Source organism: Rhodococcus pseudokoreensis (assembly GCF_017068395.1).
Classification (GTDB): Bacteria; Actinomycetota; Actinomycetes; order Mycobacteriales; family Mycobacteriaceae; genus Rhodococcus_F; species Rhodococcus_F pseudokoreensis.
Map to the genome: position 1 here is coordinate 44,661 of NZ_CP070615.1, position 20,246 is coordinate 64,906.

The window sequence follows — 20,246 nt, forward strand, 5'->3', positions numbered from 1 at the left end:
CGTGTACCGCACTCGGGTCAGGCTGGACACTCTCTCAGCCTCCACGTGTAAGGCGAAGCGCCAGGCGAGAATGAACTGTGCCGCCCATTCTGCTCACCCAGTTGCAGCCGACCGAACCTCCAGCTCCGCTGGAGATTCCGGCTGAACCTCTGCCACCTGCTGAGATTCCATCGTCCCCGGCGATCCCCGTCACACTCGAAGACTTGAAGAGCTTCCTGGAAGCGGCATCTTCGACACCCGGATGGCTGACTCAACCATGGGCGACCCTGTTCGCGAGCCTTGCTGTCCTCGGATCCGGATATCTCGTATATCGGAACGGAAATAAAACACGAAAACAAGCCGAGACACACTTCGGAACTTCTCATGACCTCGAAGTCACCCGCAGTCTGCGTGACAGATTTACCACCATCGCCGGCCAACTCGCGGACCCGGCCTCTGCCGTTCGTACTGCTGGCGTCTACGCAATGGAAGCTCTTGCCAACGACTGGCTGGCACGCGGGGATAAGTCCGAGGCGCAAGCTTGCATCAACGTCCTGTGCAGCTACGTTCGCACGCCCTACGCACCACCGCAGGGGCGCGGTCAGAATCAGACGAACAGAATAATCCGCACCAGTCTTACAGACCGCGTTGTCGAAGAGCACTACGAATATCGTCAGGACGACCGAGAAGTACGTCAGAGTATCATTCGTACGATCGCTGCTCACTTAAAAGTTGATGGTAAGGGCAACTGGAGCGATCTCGACTTCGACTTCACCGGCGCGCACCTCGACAACGCGGATTTTTCGCACGCAATTTTTAACAAACCTGCTCGCTTCGAACGCGCACAGTTCTTTGGATCATCTGCCCGATTTGTGCAGGCAACTTTCACGGCTTCAGCAGATTTCAGTGAAGCTCGATTCTATAGTGTCCTCACAATATTTGAAGACGTTAAGTTTCACGGTCCCAATAACAAATTCTATCGAGCAAAGTTCGGAAGCAGGTACAACAGATTCGATCGAGTCAAGTTCACGGGCGGCATCACAAACTTCACGGATTGCGAGTTCGAGGGTGAGGATACAGCCTTCGATAGCGCTCGGTTCGAGAGTGGAAACACGCTGTTCACCGGCGCTAAGCTGCGCAGCATTCGGACATGGTTCAACGAAGCCACCTTCGAGAGCGCGACGTCGTTCGATCGATCAACGTTCCATGGAGAAGCGGTCTCCTTTGACCAGGCTCAATTTCGAGGACAGAATACGACGTTCCATCGTGCAGAATTTTCCGGCGGCCTCACTTCTTTCAATGCCGCCGAGTTTCGTGCAGAAATTACGCGCTTCGGGCCTGCGAAGTTCAATGGAGATCAAACTTCGTTTGATAAGTCGACGTTCGGTGACACAAGGGCAAAGTTTGGTGGTACGGAGTTCAATAGCGTGAGGGGAACCACGTTTCATGAGGCGAGATTCATTGGCGGACGAATAGATTTCGGGTGGGCCATCTTCAACGGACCCGCATCGTTTGAACGACCGGAAGTGTGGGCGAACGTAGAATTTGACTGGAGTGCCCAAATTCCATACGAGATGAGAAAAAGAAAGCCGCAGAATGTTTTGCCGGATATCTGGCCCCCCGCTTTGATGGACTCACATGGTGCGGAGGCGGAAGAAGAGCAGGACTAGCGTCATCCTCGCGCGGTATATGTGGCCCCGTCCAACCTTGTTGTGGAGGTCGATGCACTTTACGCCAAGGGGGCGGCTGGGGTGAGGATGCCTCGCGCAGAATCAAACGTACTGCTTGCAGGATGATCTGCTTGGACAAACTGCTTGCAGCTCTGCAGCGAGGGGACGATCGCGGCTTCGGGATACCGCGTGACCTGGCCGCTGACCTTTAGCTCGCGCAGCGGGCGGTTGCAGCTTCGAACGGTAGAGGTGCTGCGAGGAATCGATTAGACGTGCGACGACGTGGACTCCGGCGTGCTCCGATATCGTGACTCCACTAATGGCTTTTTGAGGCAGGGCAGAGGCGGTAAGGAATCTTGGGAAAGTCCCGGCGCAGTCGAAAGAATGGCGCTGCACAACAACCACGCGCAGGGCTGGCCTCTGAACAGTTCTCTGAGCTGAACGCAACCTTCTATACCGGGGATCCCGCTGAGTACTTGCGCATGCGTATCGAGTCGTTGTCACTGATGGTGTGTGACGACTCGGCCCTAGCGCCTGCGTTCGGCTCTGCCCGCCGTGTGGGCATTGCGGAATTCGGCGCGATGCCGCCGCCGGACGAGGAGGCGCGAGTCCGCTACGTCAGGTCCGAAGCTGTTGTGATCCTGCATCACTCCGCGGAAACACTCCTGAGGATGTACTTCGCGCACGTCGATTACCCTCATTGTCCCTGGTTGGGTATCGCGTCGTCTCGGACGCCGGGTGAGTTCAAGGACAAGTGCCTCGAGGTCGCACATCACGGTGTGAATCGGGACACGGTCGCTACAGTCTTCATGGGCGGCACCGATCCGAGGGATGCCGCAGTACGCCTTACCGACGACCAGTTCGAGGCGTCGGTGGGGGCGCTGACCAGCCTTATTCTCTTTTGCGCTGAGCGATTCTTGTCGGAGTCCTTCATCTACAACGCTGCGAAGCACGGCTTGAGCACGGTCCACCTCGACCCGAGCACCCGCTTCGAGGTTGAACCTCCGGGTGGTGGAGATCGTATTCCGATTTCGTCGGGATCGATGCTGACGTATCTGCACAAACCCGAGCGGCCCGGGTCACGGTCGGGCCCAGAATGGTTTGTCAGCGCCACCGGCACTCTCCCGGATCAGGACTTGGGTGTGGCTCTGTTGATCCAACGCGCGGTGTCCTCCCTATGGGATGTCGCGCGCCGTCGGTACACCGGACAGTCGGGCAGCATCAGCGTGTTCTCCCCGGCGATGATTCTAGATTCGGTCTACGGGCCAGTGCAGAACTCTCTCAACATAGTCCGGACGATTTCATTTGAGCTGCCGAAGAAGGGCAGCGATGGATCCATCTCGGAAGTGAGAGTGAACTTCACCCGTCAGGCTTTGGATGAAGGCTGGGATTCCGCCACCCCTGGCTTTCGGCCAGTCAACCTCGTACGCGTTGATCTACCCCGTCGACAGAGGGATCTTCAGCCGATCACGGTCAGCAGGCAGAATTTGCTTCCGTTCTCACCGAAAGGCAGTACTCGAGTCTGACTTCCCTCCGCCGGGAGCGAGACACTCCCGGTGCGCGAACGCTCGCGTACAGACTCCCTCTTACGTGAGGTAAGTGTTTTGCTTCGCGGCGCCGAGCACGATCTGCGCTGCCAGCCAGCCGCCATTTAGTTAGGTATTGACGGGCAGGCTAAACGTGGCAGTGACGTTCCCCGAGTGGTCGACGGCGTCCATACCGGAATCGACTCGGCCGACGACCTGGATGTCGGCGAACTGTTGGTGCACCGGTTCACCGAACCGCTTCCAGTCTCCGGGCTGACGGGCCTGCACTCCGCGGCGCGGCGACATCGTGGCAGCGCCCGGCGCCGTGTCGGATGAGTGGGCACAGGACTTGTTCAAAAGGAACGCCGCAGTCTGTCACACAAGCCTCTTCGAACGGATCTTCCTCCAGATAGAAGCCCAATCAGGAGGAGATCCCATGCACCCCAACCAACCTCAGCGGCCCATCCAACCCGCAGAGAGTGGAGGCCTGTCCGACGAGGACCAACTGTCGCTGTTGATGGCGGCCCCATTGATTCTGGGCCTCCTTGTTGCGGCTCTTCCAGCGATGTCGACCAAGGCAACTGCGTGGCTGCTCGCTCACGATCTCATCGTTGCGGCGTCGGCATCACCGTTGGTGACTATCCCTGGCACGGAATGTGCCGGCCTCGATCTTCGGCGGCTGATCATCGTCGTGGCAGTTCTCGCGCTCGCTGCGACTCTGGCTCTCAGCGGAGCGCGGCGCTCCATCGATCGTCGCCGCCAGCAGCGGTTGCGCCGCGGGGACAGTGTATGAGCACGGCGGTGATTGTTGCAGAGCTATCGAGTAGGAAGCGGTCGATTTCGTGCGCGGATGAATGCGTCACGGATTGTGCGTTCTTCCAGGTGCAGAGCCTCAGCGAGTGCTGTGGCGTGTCGATCGGACAGGCTTCCTTCACCCCGTTCGATTCGGCCGATGGTGGTGGTGCTGAGTCCGGTTCGGTTTGCGACGTGCTTCTGCGTCAATCCCGCGAGATTCCGCAGGTCGGCGATGGTCCGACTGTCCTCCGGGACGACGACGAGACGGTCGAGGGGTATTCCCAGCTTCTCGGCGGCCCGGGCGAGATGGTCGGGCTGAGGGTGCGTTCGCGAGGTTTCCCAGTTGTGGACGGTGGTCGGGTCGACACCTATTGCGCGGGACAGGTCGCCGCGCGAGATTCCGGCAGTAGTGCGCGCGTCTTCGAGGGCCTGGGGCTTGAAGCCGTTCAGGGGCGCTCTCACTGCGATTTTCCGTTCATCGCTGGACATCCTATTGAAGATGTAGATACCATCGTTGCATACCGGGTTTAAATGCCAGTGGTAAATGCGATGCGGTGCAGCGCCGACGATCACTCGCTGTACTCGAACCCGGTGCGCTCGAGTACGAACAGTTCCCACGTACATGCGGCCTGACCAGCCGCTAAACGGAAAAGAGCATCCGATGACGATTACCGTTTCAGCTGCCCCACCCTTGTCCCAGACTTCTGCGCATCGACGCGACGCACGCTCGTCCGTATGCGCCACTCAGCTAGCTAGACTGAATGCAGCCGGATTCCCCGCCCGGTCTGCTTTGCCCAGTCGCGACGACGGGTGGTTCCAGACATCGCGACAGTCGGGTTTAGGGGGACGTGACGGGCAGGCTTGGACACCTGCCCGTCACGTCGATACATCTGTCGACACGGTTGATGTGCGCTACCACATCAACGCCCTGATGTGCGCCGGCATGACGACCGCTCTGATCGCTGACCTGGCCTCTGTGCCGGTCGCGACAATCCGGTCGCTGAGGAGCACTTCGACGCGCACGACCACCTCCGCCATCGCGGACGCGATCCTCTCGATAACTTTTCACCCGAGCCGTGGGCGTGATCTGACCCCAGCAGTGGGGGCTCGCCGCCGACTGCGCGCACTCAACGCCATGGGCTACGGCGATCCGAGCCTCGCTCACCGGTTGAACGTCGAGGTTGACGTCGTCACCTCGATGCCGGAAAAAGGTCTCATCCCGAGCGAGCTGTGGGAAGCGGTCGACGAGATCTACGACGAGCTTTCCATGCGCCCCGGACCCGACGCCGACCTCCGTGAACAAGCACGCGCAGAAGGGCTGGTGCCGCCCCTGGGATGGGACGACGACGAGATCGACAATCCTAAGGCGCGTAGTCACGAGCGCGAGCGGGCCACGGGAGCGGTCGCGGCCGACGAGGTCGTCATCGTTCGTCGCTTGAGCGGCGAACAAGTCCCCATGCGCAACTGCGAACGACGAGAAATCATTCGGATGGCCTACGAGCAGCGCTGGTCACCGAGCCTCCTCGCGGACAAGCTCGCAATCAAGTACGACTCGGCCGTGACGGAGCTGAGCCGGTACCGCCGAGCTCTCGTCCAGAGGGACGTCGCCGGTTCCGATTCCACGGCGAAGACGTCGACCCCGACCGACGCGCCTACGGGGGAGCGTGGAAAGGGCGAGACTGCCGCAGTCGCTGCCGCGGCCGATCTGACAGACGCACCCGATTCTGACTCTCCGCGAGAAACAGCAGCTACGTCGGATGCCGCCGAGTCACAGTCGCCCGCCGGCTCCAGGGTGAACGCGCCTGCGCGGGCTTCCGCCAACCGAGTGAGTGCGATCAGGCGCCGCTGGACCGGCGCCTTCACGGCAAGCGCACAGTTCCACGAGGCAACGATCGACTGTGCTCGTTCAGCGCCGGAAGGTGGGGTGCCAGGGAGCTGGCCGCTATCCCAGCGCTCGAAGCTATGGCGGCCGGCCTGCCGGTCGGGTTCAACGAGAGCCGTAGGTGCCGAGCAGAACTGGCCTGACTCAGATGAGCGATGGCGGCTGTCGTCGGGGTGGCACCCCTTCGCGTCAACGATGGCATCGCCTCGCCGAACAGGCATCGGCACCCCGACTAGGAACTAGGCAGGCTTTGTTCCAGTTCGCTGATACCTGTTGACGCCGGCGACCGTGTGAGGCATTGCTCTGCACCCCCGATCTCGACCCTTTTGAAGGAGACCAGACCCAATGGCCCTGATAGAAATCCCCGAGGACTTCCACACGGCGTTCATTGCGGCCGCTCACGACGCGAACGATCACCACGACCTCGACCTCGCCATTGACGAGGACCGCACATACATCGCCCTCAGCAACCTCTGCCCTGGATTTTCCCCAGCTCTTCGGCTCATCACCCGCGGTGAGCATGGAGCCACGGTCGAAATCTGGTCCATCGTCGACCACCAACGAGACGACGGCAGCTGGGAGCGCACCGAGGGGGTCGATGCCACCACTGTGGTCGACCTCGCCGATCCAACCGACGCTGCCAGGCGCGCCGTCGAGTGCTGGTTGACAACGCTCTGACCTTGGTCGGGCTCGGTTGTGCACAGCGCGGCGTTTGGCAATTACCACAACAGGTTTCAACCCTGCGCTTGACCCTCACGTCCCACTCGCGGGACACGGAGACGGGAAACGATCATGCATGAGTTATTTTCTTCCGCTCTCAACGAGATGTCGGTCGCCGATGCAGTGATGCAGCTGGCGTCCGGAACCGTTGAACTCGCGCTCGAAGACGCGCCCGAGTTCGCTCGCTGGTGCTGGTTCGCCGACGTGCTCGACTCAAACTGGGGCTTGACCGGCAGGCTCCCGGCCGCCGGCGACGATGTACTCCACGCACTTGAGCGCGTCGCCGGTATGTGCCGAACATCGGAAACGAAGGCGCTCAGCCCCGACGCGTGGCGGGCGGCGTACGAGGCCACGGAGAGATTGGCCCACAGCTCGGCCGTAACCAGTTCAGAGGCAACCTATCTGGCACTTTCGGCGGCGAACGACATCGCACTCGAATGCATCGACGAAACGCACCCCGAGTTCACAGTCGCGATAGCGCTGGCATTCGAGTCCCTCGCCGCCTGTGCGGCGGACTCCGCGGTAGCGCGATGCTGGATCGCCCGCGCTCTGACCGAGTGGACGAACCGAACGCACCCAGTCGCGGGCGGCCCTCGAACGGGAGAAGCCCCACCGATCACGGACACTCGGCAGAACGCGTCGATAGTCTCCGCAGGTTGTGGCGAGAGGGTCTTGTTGAGAGTGAGCGGCAACCTCTGAAAGGGGCACTGGCAACAGCGCTCCTTGAGACTCGCCTGGACCGGGGATAGTCACCTCACCCTAGGATCGGCTACGTGCCGACAGTGACAACGCCCGACGCCGACATTTTTTACACCGACAGTGGGGGAGAGGGGCCCGTACTTCTACTCGGGCACGGGTTCTTCATGGACTCATCCATGTTCACGCCCCAGGTGCGCGATCTATCCCCGGACCTCCGGGTTGTGACCTGGGATGCGCGCCGCCACGGAAAGACTACCGATGCGGGTATGCCGTTCACATACTGGGACCTCGCACGCGACGCCCTCGCCGTCCTCGACGACCTCGGCGTCGAGAAGGCAATCATCGGGGGCATGTCCCAGGGCGGCTATACCGCGCTGCGCACAGCACTCCTCGCACCGGAGCGCACGACGGCTCTGATCTTGCTCGACACGGAAGCCTCAGCCTGTACGCCCGAGCAGAAGTCCGGATACCGCGTCCTGTTCGATCAATGGTGCAGCACAGAGCCACTCGAACCGCTCACCAGCGCACTTGCCCCCCAACTGATCGGTGGAGAACCTGCGGATTGGACGTCGTGGATCAGCAAATGGAACAGCAGCGATCGCATGGCTGTCCGGCCAGCCGCGGAGTGCCTTATCGAACGCGACGACGTCGTGGACCGACTCTCCGACATTGATGTTCCGGCGTTGATCATCCGTGGGGAAAATGACCTGTCAGCGCCCGCAGAGAAGGCGGACGAGCTCAAAGCAGGTCTTCCTGGTGCTGCGCCAGTTGTCACGATCCCGGTCGCCGGCCATGCCGCAAACTGGACACACCCCGAGCCGGTCAACGCGGCGATCACTGCGTTCGTCAAGGCGCTCCGCTAGTTCAGGAGGCGGGGAGGCGCACTCCGAGGTACATCTGCAGCGGATACTTGCCCCGCATCTCCGCGTGGACCTGCACGTGCACGCTGTAATGCTCACCAGTCTCGGCGTCGCGGAGGTGCATGAACGGCTGGTGCCGGCCGAACCGGATTTCTTCGCGTGACCACAGTTCGCGGAAGAGAGGGAACGCGCTCAACTCTTCGAGGGTTTCCACCGCCCAGTCGGGGTTGTAGTAGCGACCCATCAGCGCGCGGAACCAGCTGACGGTCAAGGCGGCTTCCGCCTCCCACTCCACCATGACCTTCATTGATGCCGGAGTCGAGAAGAACCAGCGCAACACGTTTCCCTCGTCGACCAGTCCAGGGAACGCCTTGTCGTACGCCGAGTTACAGTCGATGACGTTCCAGCGTTCGTCGAGGTACGCCACCAGGTGCGGGTTCAGCGCCGCGATGGCGGTCTTCATGTCCGGGGTAATCAGTGTCCGATAGTCGGCGATCGTCCAGGGTGTCGTGGTGTCCTCACGCTCGGTCTGTGTTCGCCGTGCCAGATTGAAAAGGTGCCGACGTTCTGCATCATCGAGACAGAGTGCGTTGGCGGTGGCGTCGAGAACCTGTGGAGAAGGACTCGCGTCCTTAACGTTTCCTTCCAGCCGCGCGATGTAGCTGACACTCAAATAGATTTCTTCGCCCAGTTGGGCCCGAGTCATACCATCCGGGTGCTTCGGCGTTGCCCGGGTGCGCCGAGCACGAATGAAATCACCGAGACTCGGCGGACTGATCGAGTCCATTGCTTGGCCTTTCCGATAGCGAATACAGCGGCCTTACCCTACTCCCGGGGAATGTCAAGCCTTGTAGGTAACACTCTTGAGTGTTACCCCCCTGCTGGACAACGCAGTTCCGGACCTGATGGAATGTTTTCCCAGAAGACTCACAGCTGCGTGGCAGGCAGACGAGTGCGGGTCGACAGTCGCGCCGAGGGGGAGGGCCCAGGCGGGTTGCGGAGGGGAAAGCGTTTATGCCACGTGCAGCACAATGGGGTTCACGTGTGCGATCGACGGGGACGGTGCTTGGCATTCGGCTACTCGTGCTCGACGTCGCGCGGCACGGATCGCTAGTCGTGCTGAGGCGATGGTCGGCCCAAACAGAGACTCCCGAAACGGACCGCAGGAATGTTTACAAAGACGATTTCGAACCTGACTGTCTATACGGGGCAATGGAAGTAGTCGGTCAACGGCATGCCGCGCAGTTTGCCCAACACCGGATGGTCGGAACCGTCGCTTCGGGCACCCTAGGTCGGGATATCGCTGGACGCAAAGATTTCCATGTACATTCCGGCGAAAACGTAGCGGCGTGCACTACTGCCATGACAAGCAACACGGTCGCCGCCCCACCGAAATCCGCCACGCAACGCAGCTGGTTCACGCGCCCAGCGGCGCCCTCACACGCACCGGACCAGTCGCACCGGATGGCGTCACCAGTCCGTCGGAGCTTTGCGCGAACTTGTCCAGGTCGCTCTCTACTGTTCGCCGTACGAAAGTGTCCGATATCTCCACACGTCCACTGTGAAGGACCACCACATGGCATCCCTGCTGACCAAGAAAATCGACAAGCTCCGCTCGTCCGGGGATGACCTGCCCCCGGCGCACAACGGCGCAGATCAGGACGACCCACCCGATCTGAATACCCGCGCGCGCGTCCGTCGACGCCCCATTTACCTGGCGATCGGTGTCGCACTCGTCGTGGTGGCAGTGATCGGCATGCTCACCGCGGTCAACGCGATGCGCGCAACCACCGATGTGCTCGTCCTGACGAACGAGGTGCAGCAAGGCGAGACCATCGAGTCCAAGGACTTGGCCGCCAAATCGGTCAACGTCGATGCCGATCTCGGGGCGCTGCCCGCCAGCGAACGCGGCCGCGTCGTAGGAATGAGTGCCAGCACCCGGTTGCCGGCCGGCACCGTCCTGCTCCCGTCCGCGATCACCGATCAGGTTGTTCCCGGGGAAGGCCTCACGATGGTCGGCATCACGGTGAGCTACAGCCACCTCCCCTCCGAGCCGATCGTCCCCGGTGACATGGTCCGTGTCGTGGATACACCACGCGACCAGGACGACCCGCCCGTACAGGGCCCGATCAACACGAAGGCGCAGGTGTACTCCACCAAGGAGATCCCCGAAGCCGGCGAGACAACGCTCAACCTGCTCGTGCCCGAGGCAGAGGCCAACTGGGTCGCCGCCCGCGGCGCAACCAAGCGTGTCGCGATCGTCCTCGACAACCGAGTGCGGTGATCGGCGATGTTTCTCGCACTGACATCCGCCTCACGCTCACCCGGTGTGAGCACTACGGCGCTCGCCCTGGCCCTGAACTCACCGACCGACCGGACTCTGCTCGTCGAAGCGGATGCCATCGGGTCCTCGCCGGTCCTGGCCGGATACATGCTCGGAAACCACTATCACGATCGTTCCTTGATCAATCTCGTCGACGCGAATCGTCACGGGCGCCTCAAGGCTGCTCTGACCGAGCAACTCATCCAGGTCCCGGAATCGTCGGTGTCATTGCTCCCGGGGCTGGTCCACTCCGCCCAGGCAGATGCGATGCGGCCCGTGTGGGGACCGTTGGGTGTCCACCTGGCCGGATTGAGCGTCGACGACACCAACGTGATCGTCGACGCCGGCCGGATCGGGCAACGAGGCGCTCCGGTCGAACTGATCGTCAACGCGACAACGATCGCAATCGTCACCCGCACTGAGCGAACGGCAATCGCAGCGTTACGCGCCTCGCAGAACGCCCTGCGACAGCAGCTCTCCGCGGTGCAATCACGGGCAAGTCTGGGGTTGATCCTGATCGGTGAGTCCCCCTATAACGCAGAGGAAGTCACGAAAGTCACCGGTCTTGACGTGATCGCGGTCCTGCCCGACTCCGATGACGCCAAGGTCTTCTCGGATGGGTTGTCCATCAGCAAATGGCGCCGTCGCCGTTCGATCTACCTGCACACCCTCCACCGCAGTACCTGGCCGAAGATCACCAAATTCGCGGTGAGCCATCAGGCGGACTGGAAGTCCGGTCCTGCGCTCAATGCTGCGCTGCCGACACTGACAGGAGAACGTCGATGAACTCCGAAGACGCGACTCAGCCTCCGCAGAACAAGATCACGGAACTTCCCTTCTTCTCAGCCCCGATCCCGGACGCCGACCTCGCAGGTGGGGGCCGCAGTTCGGTATCGGAAATCACGCTCCCCGATACCGATCCGTTTCGATCGCTTCGCCTACACGAACTGCCACCGGCCAGCACCAATGGGCACAGCGGCACTGCGCGACGGTCCGTGCCGCCGGCCGCGAAGGCCAAGGTCGATCGCGCCCTGGTCCGCGCTCTGCAGAAAGAAGCTGCGGAACTGTTGCGTGACTACCGGTCAGCGCGTGACCGCGAGCGCCACGACCCGAAGAACGCCGGCAAATACTTCGCCCCGTTCACCGAGGAGGAAGAACGCGAGTTCGGCCGTGAGACGATCACCGGCCTGGTCAAGAACCACGTCCAGAAGACCATCAACTCCGGCGGCGAAGCCTTCACAATCGTCGAAGAAGAAGCCCTGATCAAGGCCATCTTCGACGCGCAGTTCAACCTGGGCCCGCTGCAGGAACTCGTCGAAGAGCCGCACGTCACCGACATCTTCCTCAACGGCGCGGCCGTCTACGTCAAGTTTCCCGACGGACACTATGAACACCGCGACCCAGTGGTCGACACCCCCGAGGAACTCCTCGAGTGGATGGGACTGCTGGCCTCACGCGCCGACAACGGCGGCCGGCCATTCTCCCGGCTCAATCCGTCACTGCGTCTGACAATGCGCGGAGGCCACCGACTGTCGGTGATGGGCTACTCGGTCAAACGGCCCTCGGTGGCAATTCGCATCCACCGCCTCAAGAACATCGCCCTCGATCAGCTCGCCGTCGAACATCGGATGATGCCGATCGAGCTCGCGACCATCCTCTCGTGCGCAGTCCGTGGCGGTGCCTCGGTGGTCACCGGCGGCGGAATGGGCTTCGGAAAAACGACCTTCACGCGTGCACTGGCCAATGCGCTTCCTCTGCAGACGCGAATCGGAATCGCGGAAACCGAACGGGAACTCTTCATCGACGAACTGCCAGGCCGCGAGGATTTCGTGGTCGACGCCGAGACAATCCTGGGCGGCGGAGAACGCGGTGTAGACGGTGAGCTCGCCGGCAGCTACACCCTCTCGGACATCCTGTACGAGTTCGTGCGACAGCAGCTCGACTACATGATCGTCGGTGAGGTCGCCGGTCACGAGATCCTCGCTCTTCTCAAGGCACTGCAGACGGCCAGAGGAGGGCTATCCACTACGCACGCGTACACCGCTCGCGGTGTAGTCGACCGTCTGGTGAACCTGGCCACCGAACCCCCGATGAACGCGACGGTGGACTACGTCGAACGCCAGCTCGCAGAGCACATCGACCTGATCGTCCAACTCGGCACGAAGGTCCGCGTCGATGGCGAAGGGTCGCGCACCTCGGTCCGCTACGTCGACGAAGTCGTCTACGTCGAGCCCGGCGACGACAAGAAGCCGTCCTTCTCCACGATCTACCGGGGATACTCGGACGGCACAGGAGAATTCGGATCCATTCCACAACCTCTGCTCCGCAAGCTGCTCGCCGGCGGATTCAAGCGAATCAACCTCCCCAGCGACAGCCTTCGCCACTTCGACGAAGAACGCGACCTCTACGACGATGAAGAGGTGGCGTGATGTATCAGCAAATCGGCATCTTCCTGGTACTGCTGCTGTGCGCCGGGGTCGCCTGCATCGTCATGGGATGGAAAGACCGCCGCGATCCCACCGCGCCCACGCGTCAGCGCCGGCGCCGCAGCTCGTCGAAGATCCCGCGTAGCACCCAGATCCTGCTCGTCGTGGGCTTCGCCGCCGGCATCGTCGTGTCGTCCCTCTCGGGTTGGCTCTTCACCCTCTTTCTGGTCCCGGCGCTACTGGTCGGCTTGCCATACCTGCTCGGCCGCCCCGAAGCAGAACAGCAGATCAGTCGGCTGGCGGCCATGGACGAGTGGGCCCGCAACCTGTCCAGCAGCATGAAGGCTGGTTCGGGAATCGAGCACACCATCATCTCCACTCCGATCCCGGACGCACTACGGGAGGAGATCACGGCGTTCATCAGCCGCCTGCGCAACAACGTCCCTCCGGTGGATGCGATCACACGTTTCGCATCGGACCTCAACGACAGCGTCGGCGACAAGATCTGCGGCGCCTTGCTACTGAGCATGCAACTGCGTGGCGTGGGACTTGCAGCCGTGCTCGAAGGCCTCGCCGAAGACGTCGGTGACATGGTCGCGCGCCGACGCCGCACCGAGGCCGACCGCAAATCCAGCCGTACACAGGCGAAATGGGTCACCATCATCGCGATCACAACACTCGCGGCAGCGTTCCTGTTCACCAACTTCATGGAACCGTACAAGTCGGGCGGAATGCAGATCGTGCTACTGATCCTGCTGACCCTGTTCGCGGCCGACCTGTACTGGATGAAGCAGGCCACCAAACCGCCGACCTACCCCCGCATTATCGGCACCAATGATCGCGTCAACCGCACCGACCTCGTAGGAGCGCAGCGATGAGCATTCAGATGACGGTCATCCTCTACACGAGCGTTGGAACAATCGGCATCTACCTGGTCGCCCTCTACTTCATGCGCGCACAACCCGCACTCAGCGATGCCATGTCGCGCCTGTCCGGACCGGCCCCGGAGCGCACGTCGACAGCCGGAACCTCCCTGATCGACGGGATGGCGAACAAACTCGGCATCCGGGTCCACCCCTACCTACAGGACAGTAAATTCTTCACGCTCCCCAACGCCGATCTCGCCCTGCTGCACCGAGATCCCGCCCACGTACTCGGGGAAAAGCTCGTCGCAGCACTGCTCGGACTGCTCATCTTCCCCTTCCTCAACCTCGTCCTGACTGCATTCGGGGTCGGCCTGGGATGGTCCATCCCGGCCATCCTGTCGATTGCGACCGCCTTCCTGCTCTTCCTCATCCCCGACATCGAGATCCGACGCCGGGCAACCGCGGCACGAGCCGAATTCGCGCAGGCGCTGAGCTCCTACATCGATCTCGTCGCGCTGTGCCGACGCGGTGGCATCGGCACCACCCAGAGCCTCGAGCGCGCTGCGCAGGTGGGAGATTCATGGGTGTTCCTGCGCCTCGACGAGGAACTGTACGAAGCCGGGCGCTCCGGCGAAGCCCCGTGGAATGCCCTGACACGCGTCTCCCATGAGCTCGGCCTGACCGAGCTGGGCGACCTGGCCGACATCATGAACATGACCGGAGACAAAGGCGCATCCGTCTACGCATCACTGCGGGCAAAGGCCGCGGGCCTGCGATCCGCTCAGGCCAGCGCAGAACAAGGTGCGGCAGCGGAGGCCACCGAAAAGCTGGCTATGCCGCTGGCCGGACTCGCCGGCTTGTTCATCATGCTGCTGCTCATCCCGGCACTGACCATCATCACCGGCTAGTCCGATTCGATGGTGCGCCGCCGCCGCCGCGAAAGGAGCGAGACGCCCAGACCGCCGAGCCTGGCCGGTCACGATCATCCAGTCCAGCTCACCTGCTACACATCGACCAAACACAAGGAGCCCACCATGAGCATCACCACCGTCGCTACCGCCACCCGGCGCACCGCCCGCGAGGCCGTGACCTCCTACATCACCCTCACGATGATGTTCGTCGCCGCACTGGCCGGCACCCTCCTCCACCGCGCCGGCGGCAAAGACTCAGACCGCGGACCCTCCACCCTCGAGTACGTCTTCCTGGCCGTCCTGGTTGTCGGCGCCGCCGCCGCAGCCGGTGCGATCGTCGTCCGCAAGATCATGTCCCGCGCAAACGCGATCCCCGACTGAAATCAGACAGCGCTGCATCGATTGGAGAGACGGTGAGTACGTGACATACCTCGTGAGGGTCTTCCAGGCCGCTGCGATGGTGGCGGTCGCTGCGGTGCTTGTGCAGCTCGGAATCGATTCCTGGCCGTGGCCGTATATCCCTATTCCGTCCTGAAAAGCCAGCCGTCCAACAACTATCGGAAAGCAGACCATGGTCACACTGGAACAGTTGATCGACCGATGGCGCCGCGATGACCGAGGCCCGGCGACGCTCGTGACGGTCATCGCGATGGTCGCATTCCTTCTGATCTTTTCGGTCCTGCTGCAAACCGCTCTGTTCTTCCACGGCCGCGACGTCGCCAACAGCTGCGCCGAAAAGGCACTGAAGAACACGAGATCCCAGTACGGCAACCAAGCGCTCGGAACAGCTGCCGCTTACGCCTGCATCACCCAGGCAGGCACCGGTGACCTGCAGATCCCGGTTGTCCTCGTCAGCAAGAACATCCGCGAAACAACCGTCAACATCACCGGAAAGGCCCCTTCCCTCGTCCCGGGTCTCGAATTCCCCATCGTCGTCAACCACACCAAGCCGACTGAACGCGTCACCAACCCGGGAGGAATCGGATGAGACTCACCCGATGGATATCCCGCGCCCGCCGAGATGACCGGGGCGACGTCACGATCGAGCTGTGCCTCGCAGTCGTCATCCTGATCTTGCTCCTGGGCTGGATGTATGCGTACGGCGTCAACCGACAGGCGCACCAGAAGGTTGAACACGCCGCCACCGAGGGCGCCCGTGCAGCCTCACTCGCCCGCACCATCGCCACGGCCACTCCGCTGGCGTACCAAGCAGCGGCCGGCAGCATGGACGGACAAGGTCTCAAGTGCGCCACCATGAACGTCAACGCCGATACCAGCGGATTCCGCACCAGACCTGGTGTCCCCGCCACGGTCGAGGTCACCGTGACCTGCCAGGTCTCCTTCGACGCTCTTGGATGGCCCGGAGTCAATGGTGCCCGCACCGTCACCGCTACCGCAATCTCGCCGATCGATACCTACCGGGAGCGCACACGATGACCAACGCCCTGCGTAAGCGACTCGCCTCCCGCCTGCCGGAGGAGCACCGCGACAAGGGTGCCGTCACCCTGATGACGGTGGTCTTCGCCCCCGTCCTGATCTTTTTCGTCTGGGGACTGATCGTCGACGGTGGCGGCATGCTCACCGCCGACCAGCGAGCCGACAACGTCGCCGAGGACGCTGCCCGAGCAGCCGGTCAGCAGATCATCGGATCGGTGAGCGCCCGCGGCATCGACACGGTCGTCGACCCGGTCCGCGCGACGGCAGCCGCCAAGAGATACCTGTTCGAGGCCGGCGTCGACGGCGACGTGATCCCCACCGGCCCGCGCACCCTCCTGATCACGACCCGCATCGTCTACAACTCGAAACTTCTGCCATACCCCAGAACGAAACTGCTCGTCGGTACGGCCGCTGTGAATCTCAACCGCACCAACGCCGGGGAGGTGTACATTCCGTGAGCGCAAACGCCGCGAGGTCCCGCCTTGCCGGACTCGGCTACCTCCTGATCCTGGTGATGCTTGTCGCCGGGATCCCGGCCGCGCTCTGGGCGCTGCGCGGCAATCCGCTCGACATACCGTGGTCGGATTTCGAAGGTTTGCTCGCGAGTCCAGATGACGGCAGTCTTCTCATCGCCCTTCTTCCCCTTGTTGGCTGGGCTGCTTGGGCCACCTTCACCGTCCCGATTCTGCTCGAACTCGCGGCGACACTGCGTGGCGTCAAAGCGCCGAAGCTGCGCCTTCTTCGCTCACAACAGCGGACGGCGACGTTCCTCGTCAGCGGCGCCCTCTTGCTCCTGACCGCCGGAACCGCCACCGCCGCACCCGTCCTGACCCAGCCTGCGGACGTGGGAAGCACGTCTCCGTACGCGCCGCACTCGCAGCAGGACGATCCGAGCGCGTCACCGCAGACACAGGTGGATCCGCGGGCTACCCGGGTGGCGGTACAACCGGCGGGGCCGACAGTGACGACCGTGCGGGGAGACACCCTGTGGGGATTAGCCCAGCAGCATCTCGGAGAGGGCCGCCGCTACGCCGAGATACTGGACCTCAACCGGACTGCTGTCCCCGAGCCAGGGTTTCTGGCCGAAGGGCTGACCCTACAGCTGCCCGCATCCCAGCCCGAGGTGGTACGCGGCGCCTATACGGTCAAGCAGGGCGACACCCTGTGGGATATCGCCGAGCGCGAGCTCGGCGATCCATTGCGTTTCATGGAGATCACGACTCCAGACGGCACCCCGGCTGGCGAGCTGATCACGGTCGGCCAGCAATTGATCATGCCCACCGCCGCCTCCGCGGCGGCTGACGCTACGCCGGCGCCGGCCTTGGTGCCGCCGGCTGATGCTGCTCCGGCTCCGGCTCCGGCTCCCGCTCCGGCTCCGGAAGCTGTTCCGGCTCCCGCTCCGGCGCCCGCGCCTGTGGATGTCGCCCCCAACTGGCAACTCGACCCCGTCGAGCCTCAAATGCCTGCCGACCTCGTCACCAATGACGCGCCGGCAGAGACCGATACCGAGGACGGCTCATCCGACGTCGTGTTCATCGGTCTCGGAATCTCAGCGGTTGCTGCAGCTGGACTCACCGGGCATCTCGCTCTTCGTCGCCGCAAGCAACAACATCGCCGCCGCCGCGGCGAGCGCATCGCCCTTCCCGCCGAAACCGCGATCCAGGCAGAGCAAGCACTCACGGCCGCCGCTGATCCGCTCACCACCACCCACGTCGACATCGCATTGCGACACCTCGCGCACCACTGCAGGTCCACGGGAATCGCTCTGCCGGGCCTGCTGGCGGTCTTCGTCGGTGACAACGACATCGAGCTCGGACTCGTCGAACAGGTCTCACTCCCCGCGCCTTGGACACAGATCGACGACACCACCTGGTCAGTAGATCCGAGAGCGTTTCCGCGCAGCGTTCCCGAGGCCGAGATCAGTCCGTACCCGGCGCTGACGGCAGTCGGAACCAGCGACGACGGTCGCGACCTCTTGCTCAACTTCGAACAGATCGGCCACCTCGCCATCAGCGGCACCCCGACTGCAACAGCCGGGGTACTGCGTGCGCTCGCCGTCGAGCTCGCAGTCTCGCCCGTCGCCGACAGCCTCCACCTCAACCTCGTCGGATACTGCGCCGACCTGCCGGAGGCAATCGACAACGGCCGCATCACCCACTCCGAGGACGCCGACACGGTACTGACGACACTCGCCAATCACGTCGAACTCGACTCCGAAATCCTCGCGGACAACGACTTCGAGTCAATCGCGCAGGCACGCACGGCGTACACCACCAGCGAGCTGACCGCACCCGAGATCGTTCTGATCGCCGATCCGGTGACCGAGGCACAGGCCGGGCTACTCGCCGACATCGCACGGCACGCACCCCGAATCGCGTTCGCCGCAGTGACCACCGAGAGCGCACATACCAACGCCAAATGGACCCTCGAGGTCGACGACAACGGCTCGGCCGTCCTTGCTCGTCCAGGAATCGCGTCGGCCGGCATCACAGTGACCACCCTCGATGAGGAGAGCTACGCGTCTGTCCTAGACCTACTGACCACCACCTCACGCGAACCTCGCGTTGCCCACAAGGGCGATAACCCTGACATTCGATGGGAAGCAGCCCGTCTCGACAACGACATCTCGACCGACGAGTTCATAACCAGCTCCGATCCCGCAACCTTCAGCGTGGTCGGGAACGAGGACCTCGACCATGCCGTCGACCGACCAGAGCCGTCCGATTCGGATGAGGTCACCGCAGAAGGCGAGCTGCCGGAGGCGGATCACATCTGGATCAGGCTGCTCGGCGAACCCGCCGTCACACCCCCGTCACCAGGGCCGGCCGAAGGCCGAGAGAAGAGCCTGACCGAAATCGCCGCGCTTCTCATCACCACTGATGGCGGAGTCCTCGCCGCGGACATCGACAGCAAAATCTGGCCCCATGACGTCGAAGCCGCCAGAACCGGCACAGCCGAGCAGGAGAAAGAAGCGAAGGCCCGGCTCCGCCGGCGCCGCAACGAAGCGCTCTCTCGCCTGCGTAAGTGGCTCGGTGACACCGAGACCGGTGAACCCGCCCTCATCAAGTCCGGAGATCGAACCGGCCGGACCCCGCAACGGCTCCACGACGCCGTCACGACCGACTGGGACTACTGGCAGGAACTCGTCAATTCCCATCCCGCTGACGTCGACACCGCCCGGTTATCCGCCGCACTAGCTCTGGTCACCGGTCAACCTTTCAGTAGCGATGACCCCACCGCCTACGGGTGGGCCGACCACACCAAGCAAGACATGATCTCCGCCGTTGCCGACGTCGCCGAGGAGCTCGCCACCCGCTACATCCGCGGCCAACAAGTTCCCCAGGACCTCGCGGCTGCACACGTCGCCGCGGAGACGGGCCTCGAGGTCGACATCGTCCACGAAGGGTGCTGGCGTGCGGTGATCATCGCCACCCACTTCTCGGGTGACACCGAGACCACCCAAAGGTTGATCGATCGCATGATCACCGAGCTCGACGCCCTTGAAGAAGAGCCCGAACACGAAACCAAGATGCTTTTGAGTCAGCTCGACTCCACTTACGGGAGCCACTACCGGATCGGAGCAGCATCATGACGCGCCGCATCGCCGCACTGGCGACACTCACTGCTGCTATGTGCCTGACAGCCAGCTGCAGCATACTGACCCCAGAACCGGTCACCCTCGAAACCAACGCCGGACCCACGTTCACCGGGCCGCCCGGCTCCGGAAAGTCCCCCGAGCAACAGGCCGGTGAAGCCGGACTGGTGAAGGTCAACGAGTACTACACGGTGCTCGCGCGTCTGAGTGCCGATCCCGCCGCCAACCCCGCAGATCTCGACAATGTCGCGGCCGGCAACTTCCTCCAATCGACGAAGCGGGACATCACCGCGCATCGCATCGAGGCGGACGCAGGCGAGGTCAAGGTTCTCAAGAACACCATCACCCGCCACAACATCCCGATCGACGAAAACGGCATCCCTACGCCCGGCACCGCGACCATCGAGATGGACGTCTGCCTCGCCCGCGCTACCGACGTTCTCGAGCTCGGGAAGCCGATCCTGACGAACACCGCTTGGCCCGACCCAGCAGGATGGAGAGTCACAGCCGACTACACACTGCCCGGTACGCCCTGCAATGCCGGACTCTTCTAGGAG

At 62.8% G+C, this 20,246-nt stretch carries 20 protein-coding genes and 1 pseudogene; 18 read left to right on the top strand and 3 right to left on the bottom strand.

The window, feature by feature from the left end:
- The first annotated feature begins 77 nt into the window (after positions 1–77).
- From JWS13_RS02425 to JWS13_RS02435, 3 genes are all read left to right on the top strand, one after another.
- Positions 78–1,649, top strand: coding sequence for a pentapeptide repeat-containing protein (locus JWS13_RS02425; protein WP_206004326.1), 1,572 nt, complete (start codon positions 78–80; stop codon positions 1,647–1,649).
- A gap of 356 nt (positions 1,650–2,005) precedes the next feature.
- Positions 2,006–3,175 carry a hypothetical protein gene (locus tag JWS13_RS02430; RefSeq protein ID WP_206004328.1) on the top strand — a complete coding sequence of 390 codons (1,170 nt, stop codon included), beginning with the start codon at positions 2,006–2,008 and terminating at the stop codon, positions 3,173–3,175.
- Between the two features lie 436 nt (positions 3,176–3,611).
- Positions 3,612–3,968 carry a hypothetical protein gene (locus JWS13_RS02435; protein ID WP_206004330.1) on the top strand — a complete coding sequence of 119 codons (357 nt, stop codon included), beginning with the start codon at positions 3,612–3,614 and terminating at the stop codon, positions 3,966–3,968.
- Positions 3,969–3,991: 23 nt separating this feature from the next.
- On the opposite strand, the gene JWS13_RS02440 is transcribed toward JWS13_RS02435, so the two are convergent.
- Positions 3,992–4,594, bottom strand: a complete 603-nt coding sequence (locus tag JWS13_RS02440; protein WP_338050641.1) for a helix-turn-helix domain-containing protein — start codon at positions 4,592–4,594, stop codon at positions 3,992–3,994.
- Positions 4,595–4,913: 319 nt separating this feature from the next.
- Between JWS13_RS02440 and JWS13_RS02445 the strand changes: the two genes are divergently transcribed.
- The 4 genes from JWS13_RS02445 (at position 4,914) to JWS13_RS02460 (ending at position 8,134) form a co-directional block, all read left to right on the top strand.
- The gene (locus JWS13_RS02445; protein ID WP_241032025.1) at positions 4,914–6,095 is read left to right on the top strand and encodes a hypothetical protein; all 1,182 of its coding nucleotides are present in this window, start codon (positions 4,914–4,916) and stop codon (positions 6,093–6,095) included.
- A 102-nt stretch (positions 6,096–6,197) separates the two neighbouring features.
- Complete coding sequence (locus tag JWS13_RS02450) at positions 6,198–6,530, top strand: hypothetical protein (RefSeq protein ID WP_206004332.1); 333 nt, start codon at positions 6,198–6,200, stop codon at positions 6,528–6,530.
- Positions 6,531–6,644: 114 nt separating this feature from the next.
- Entirely contained in the window at positions 6,645–7,271 is a 627-nt protein-coding gene (locus tag JWS13_RS02455) for a hypothetical protein (protein ID WP_206004334.1), read from the top strand.
- An 83-nt stretch (positions 7,272–7,354) separates the two neighbouring features.
- Positions 7,355–8,134, top strand: coding sequence for an alpha/beta fold hydrolase (locus JWS13_RS02460; RefSeq protein WP_420854988.1), 780 nt, complete (start codon positions 7,355–7,357; stop codon positions 8,132–8,134).
- A 1-nt stretch (position 8,135) separates the two neighbouring features.
- Here the strand turns inward: JWS13_RS02460 and JWS13_RS45320 are convergent, their stop codons facing one another.
- Together JWS13_RS45320 and JWS13_RS45920 are read right to left on the bottom strand one after the other, a co-directional pair.
- Positions 8,136–8,594: an MmyB family transcriptional regulator gene (locus tag JWS13_RS45320; RefSeq protein ID WP_241032057.1), complete on the bottom strand. Its 459-nt coding sequence runs from the start codon at positions 8,592–8,594 to the stop codon at positions 8,136–8,138.
- 102 nt (positions 8,595–8,696) lie between these two features.
- Positions 8,697–8,918, bottom strand: a pseudogene (locus JWS13_RS45920) (helix-turn-helix domain-containing protein); the annotation flags it as partial.
- A 789-nt stretch (positions 8,919–9,707) separates the two neighbouring features.
- Between JWS13_RS45920 and JWS13_RS02470 the strand changes: the two are divergent.
- The 11 genes from JWS13_RS02470 (at position 9,708) to JWS13_RS02520 (ending at position 20,243) form a co-directional block, all read left to right on the top strand.
- Positions 9,708–10,415, top strand: a complete 708-nt coding sequence (locus JWS13_RS02470; protein ID WP_109336322.1) for an SAF domain-containing protein — start codon at positions 9,708–9,710, stop codon at positions 10,413–10,415.
- Between the two features lie 45 nt (positions 10,416–10,460).
- The gene (locus JWS13_RS02475) at positions 10,461–11,240 is read left to right on the top strand and encodes a hypothetical protein (RefSeq protein ID WP_241032026.1); all 780 of its coding nucleotides are present in this window, start codon (positions 10,461–10,463) and stop codon (positions 11,238–11,240) included.
- Positions 11,237–12,883: a TadA family conjugal transfer-associated ATPase gene (locus JWS13_RS02480; RefSeq protein ID WP_206004342.1), complete on the top strand. Its 1,647-nt coding sequence runs from the start codon at positions 11,237–11,239 to the stop codon at positions 12,881–12,883. Before JWS13_RS02475 ends, JWS13_RS02480 begins: the two co-directional genes overlap by 4 nt.
- Positions 12,883–13,758, top strand: a complete 876-nt coding sequence (locus JWS13_RS02485; RefSeq protein ID WP_206004344.1) for a type II secretion system F family protein — start codon at positions 12,883–12,885, stop codon at positions 13,756–13,758. The genes JWS13_RS02480 and JWS13_RS02485 overlap by 1 nt, the downstream gene beginning before the upstream one ends.
- On the top strand, positions 13,755–14,654 hold the full coding sequence (locus JWS13_RS02490) for a type II secretion system F family protein (protein WP_007299973.1): 900 nt from the start codon (positions 13,755–13,757) through the stop codon (positions 14,652–14,654). Before JWS13_RS02485 ends, JWS13_RS02490 begins: the two co-directional genes overlap by 4 nt.
- A gap of 126 nt (positions 14,655–14,780) precedes the next feature.
- Positions 14,781–15,038: a hypothetical protein gene (locus JWS13_RS02495; protein ID WP_005560295.1), complete on the top strand. Its 258-nt coding sequence runs from the start codon at positions 14,781–14,783 to the stop codon at positions 15,036–15,038.
- 190 nt (positions 15,039–15,228) lie between these two features.
- Positions 15,229–15,645 (top strand): hypothetical protein, encoded by a 417-nt coding sequence (locus tag JWS13_RS02500; protein WP_109336317.1) that lies wholly within the window; start codon positions 15,229–15,231, stop codon positions 15,643–15,645.
- A complete protein-coding gene (locus tag JWS13_RS02505) occupies positions 15,642–16,094 on the top strand; it encodes a hypothetical protein (protein WP_072948901.1) in 453 nt (150 codons plus the stop codon). The genes JWS13_RS02500 and JWS13_RS02505 overlap by 4 nt, the downstream gene beginning before the upstream one ends.
- A complete protein-coding gene (locus tag JWS13_RS02510; protein ID WP_005560298.1) occupies positions 16,091–16,552 on the top strand; it encodes a TadE/TadG family type IV pilus assembly protein in 462 nt (153 codons plus the stop codon). The genes JWS13_RS02505 and JWS13_RS02510 overlap by 4 nt, the downstream gene beginning before the upstream one ends.
- Positions 16,549–19,686, top strand: coding sequence for a LysM peptidoglycan-binding domain-containing protein (locus tag JWS13_RS02515; RefSeq protein ID WP_206004346.1), 3,138 nt, complete (start codon positions 16,549–16,551; stop codon positions 19,684–19,686). Before JWS13_RS02510 ends, JWS13_RS02515 begins: the two co-directional genes overlap by 4 nt.
- Complete coding sequence (locus JWS13_RS02520) at positions 19,683–20,243, top strand: hypothetical protein (RefSeq protein WP_206004348.1); 561 nt, start codon at positions 19,683–19,685, stop codon at positions 20,241–20,243. The genes JWS13_RS02515 and JWS13_RS02520 overlap by 4 nt, the downstream gene beginning before the upstream one ends.
- The last annotated feature ends 3 nt before the right edge of the window (positions 20,244–20,246 follow it).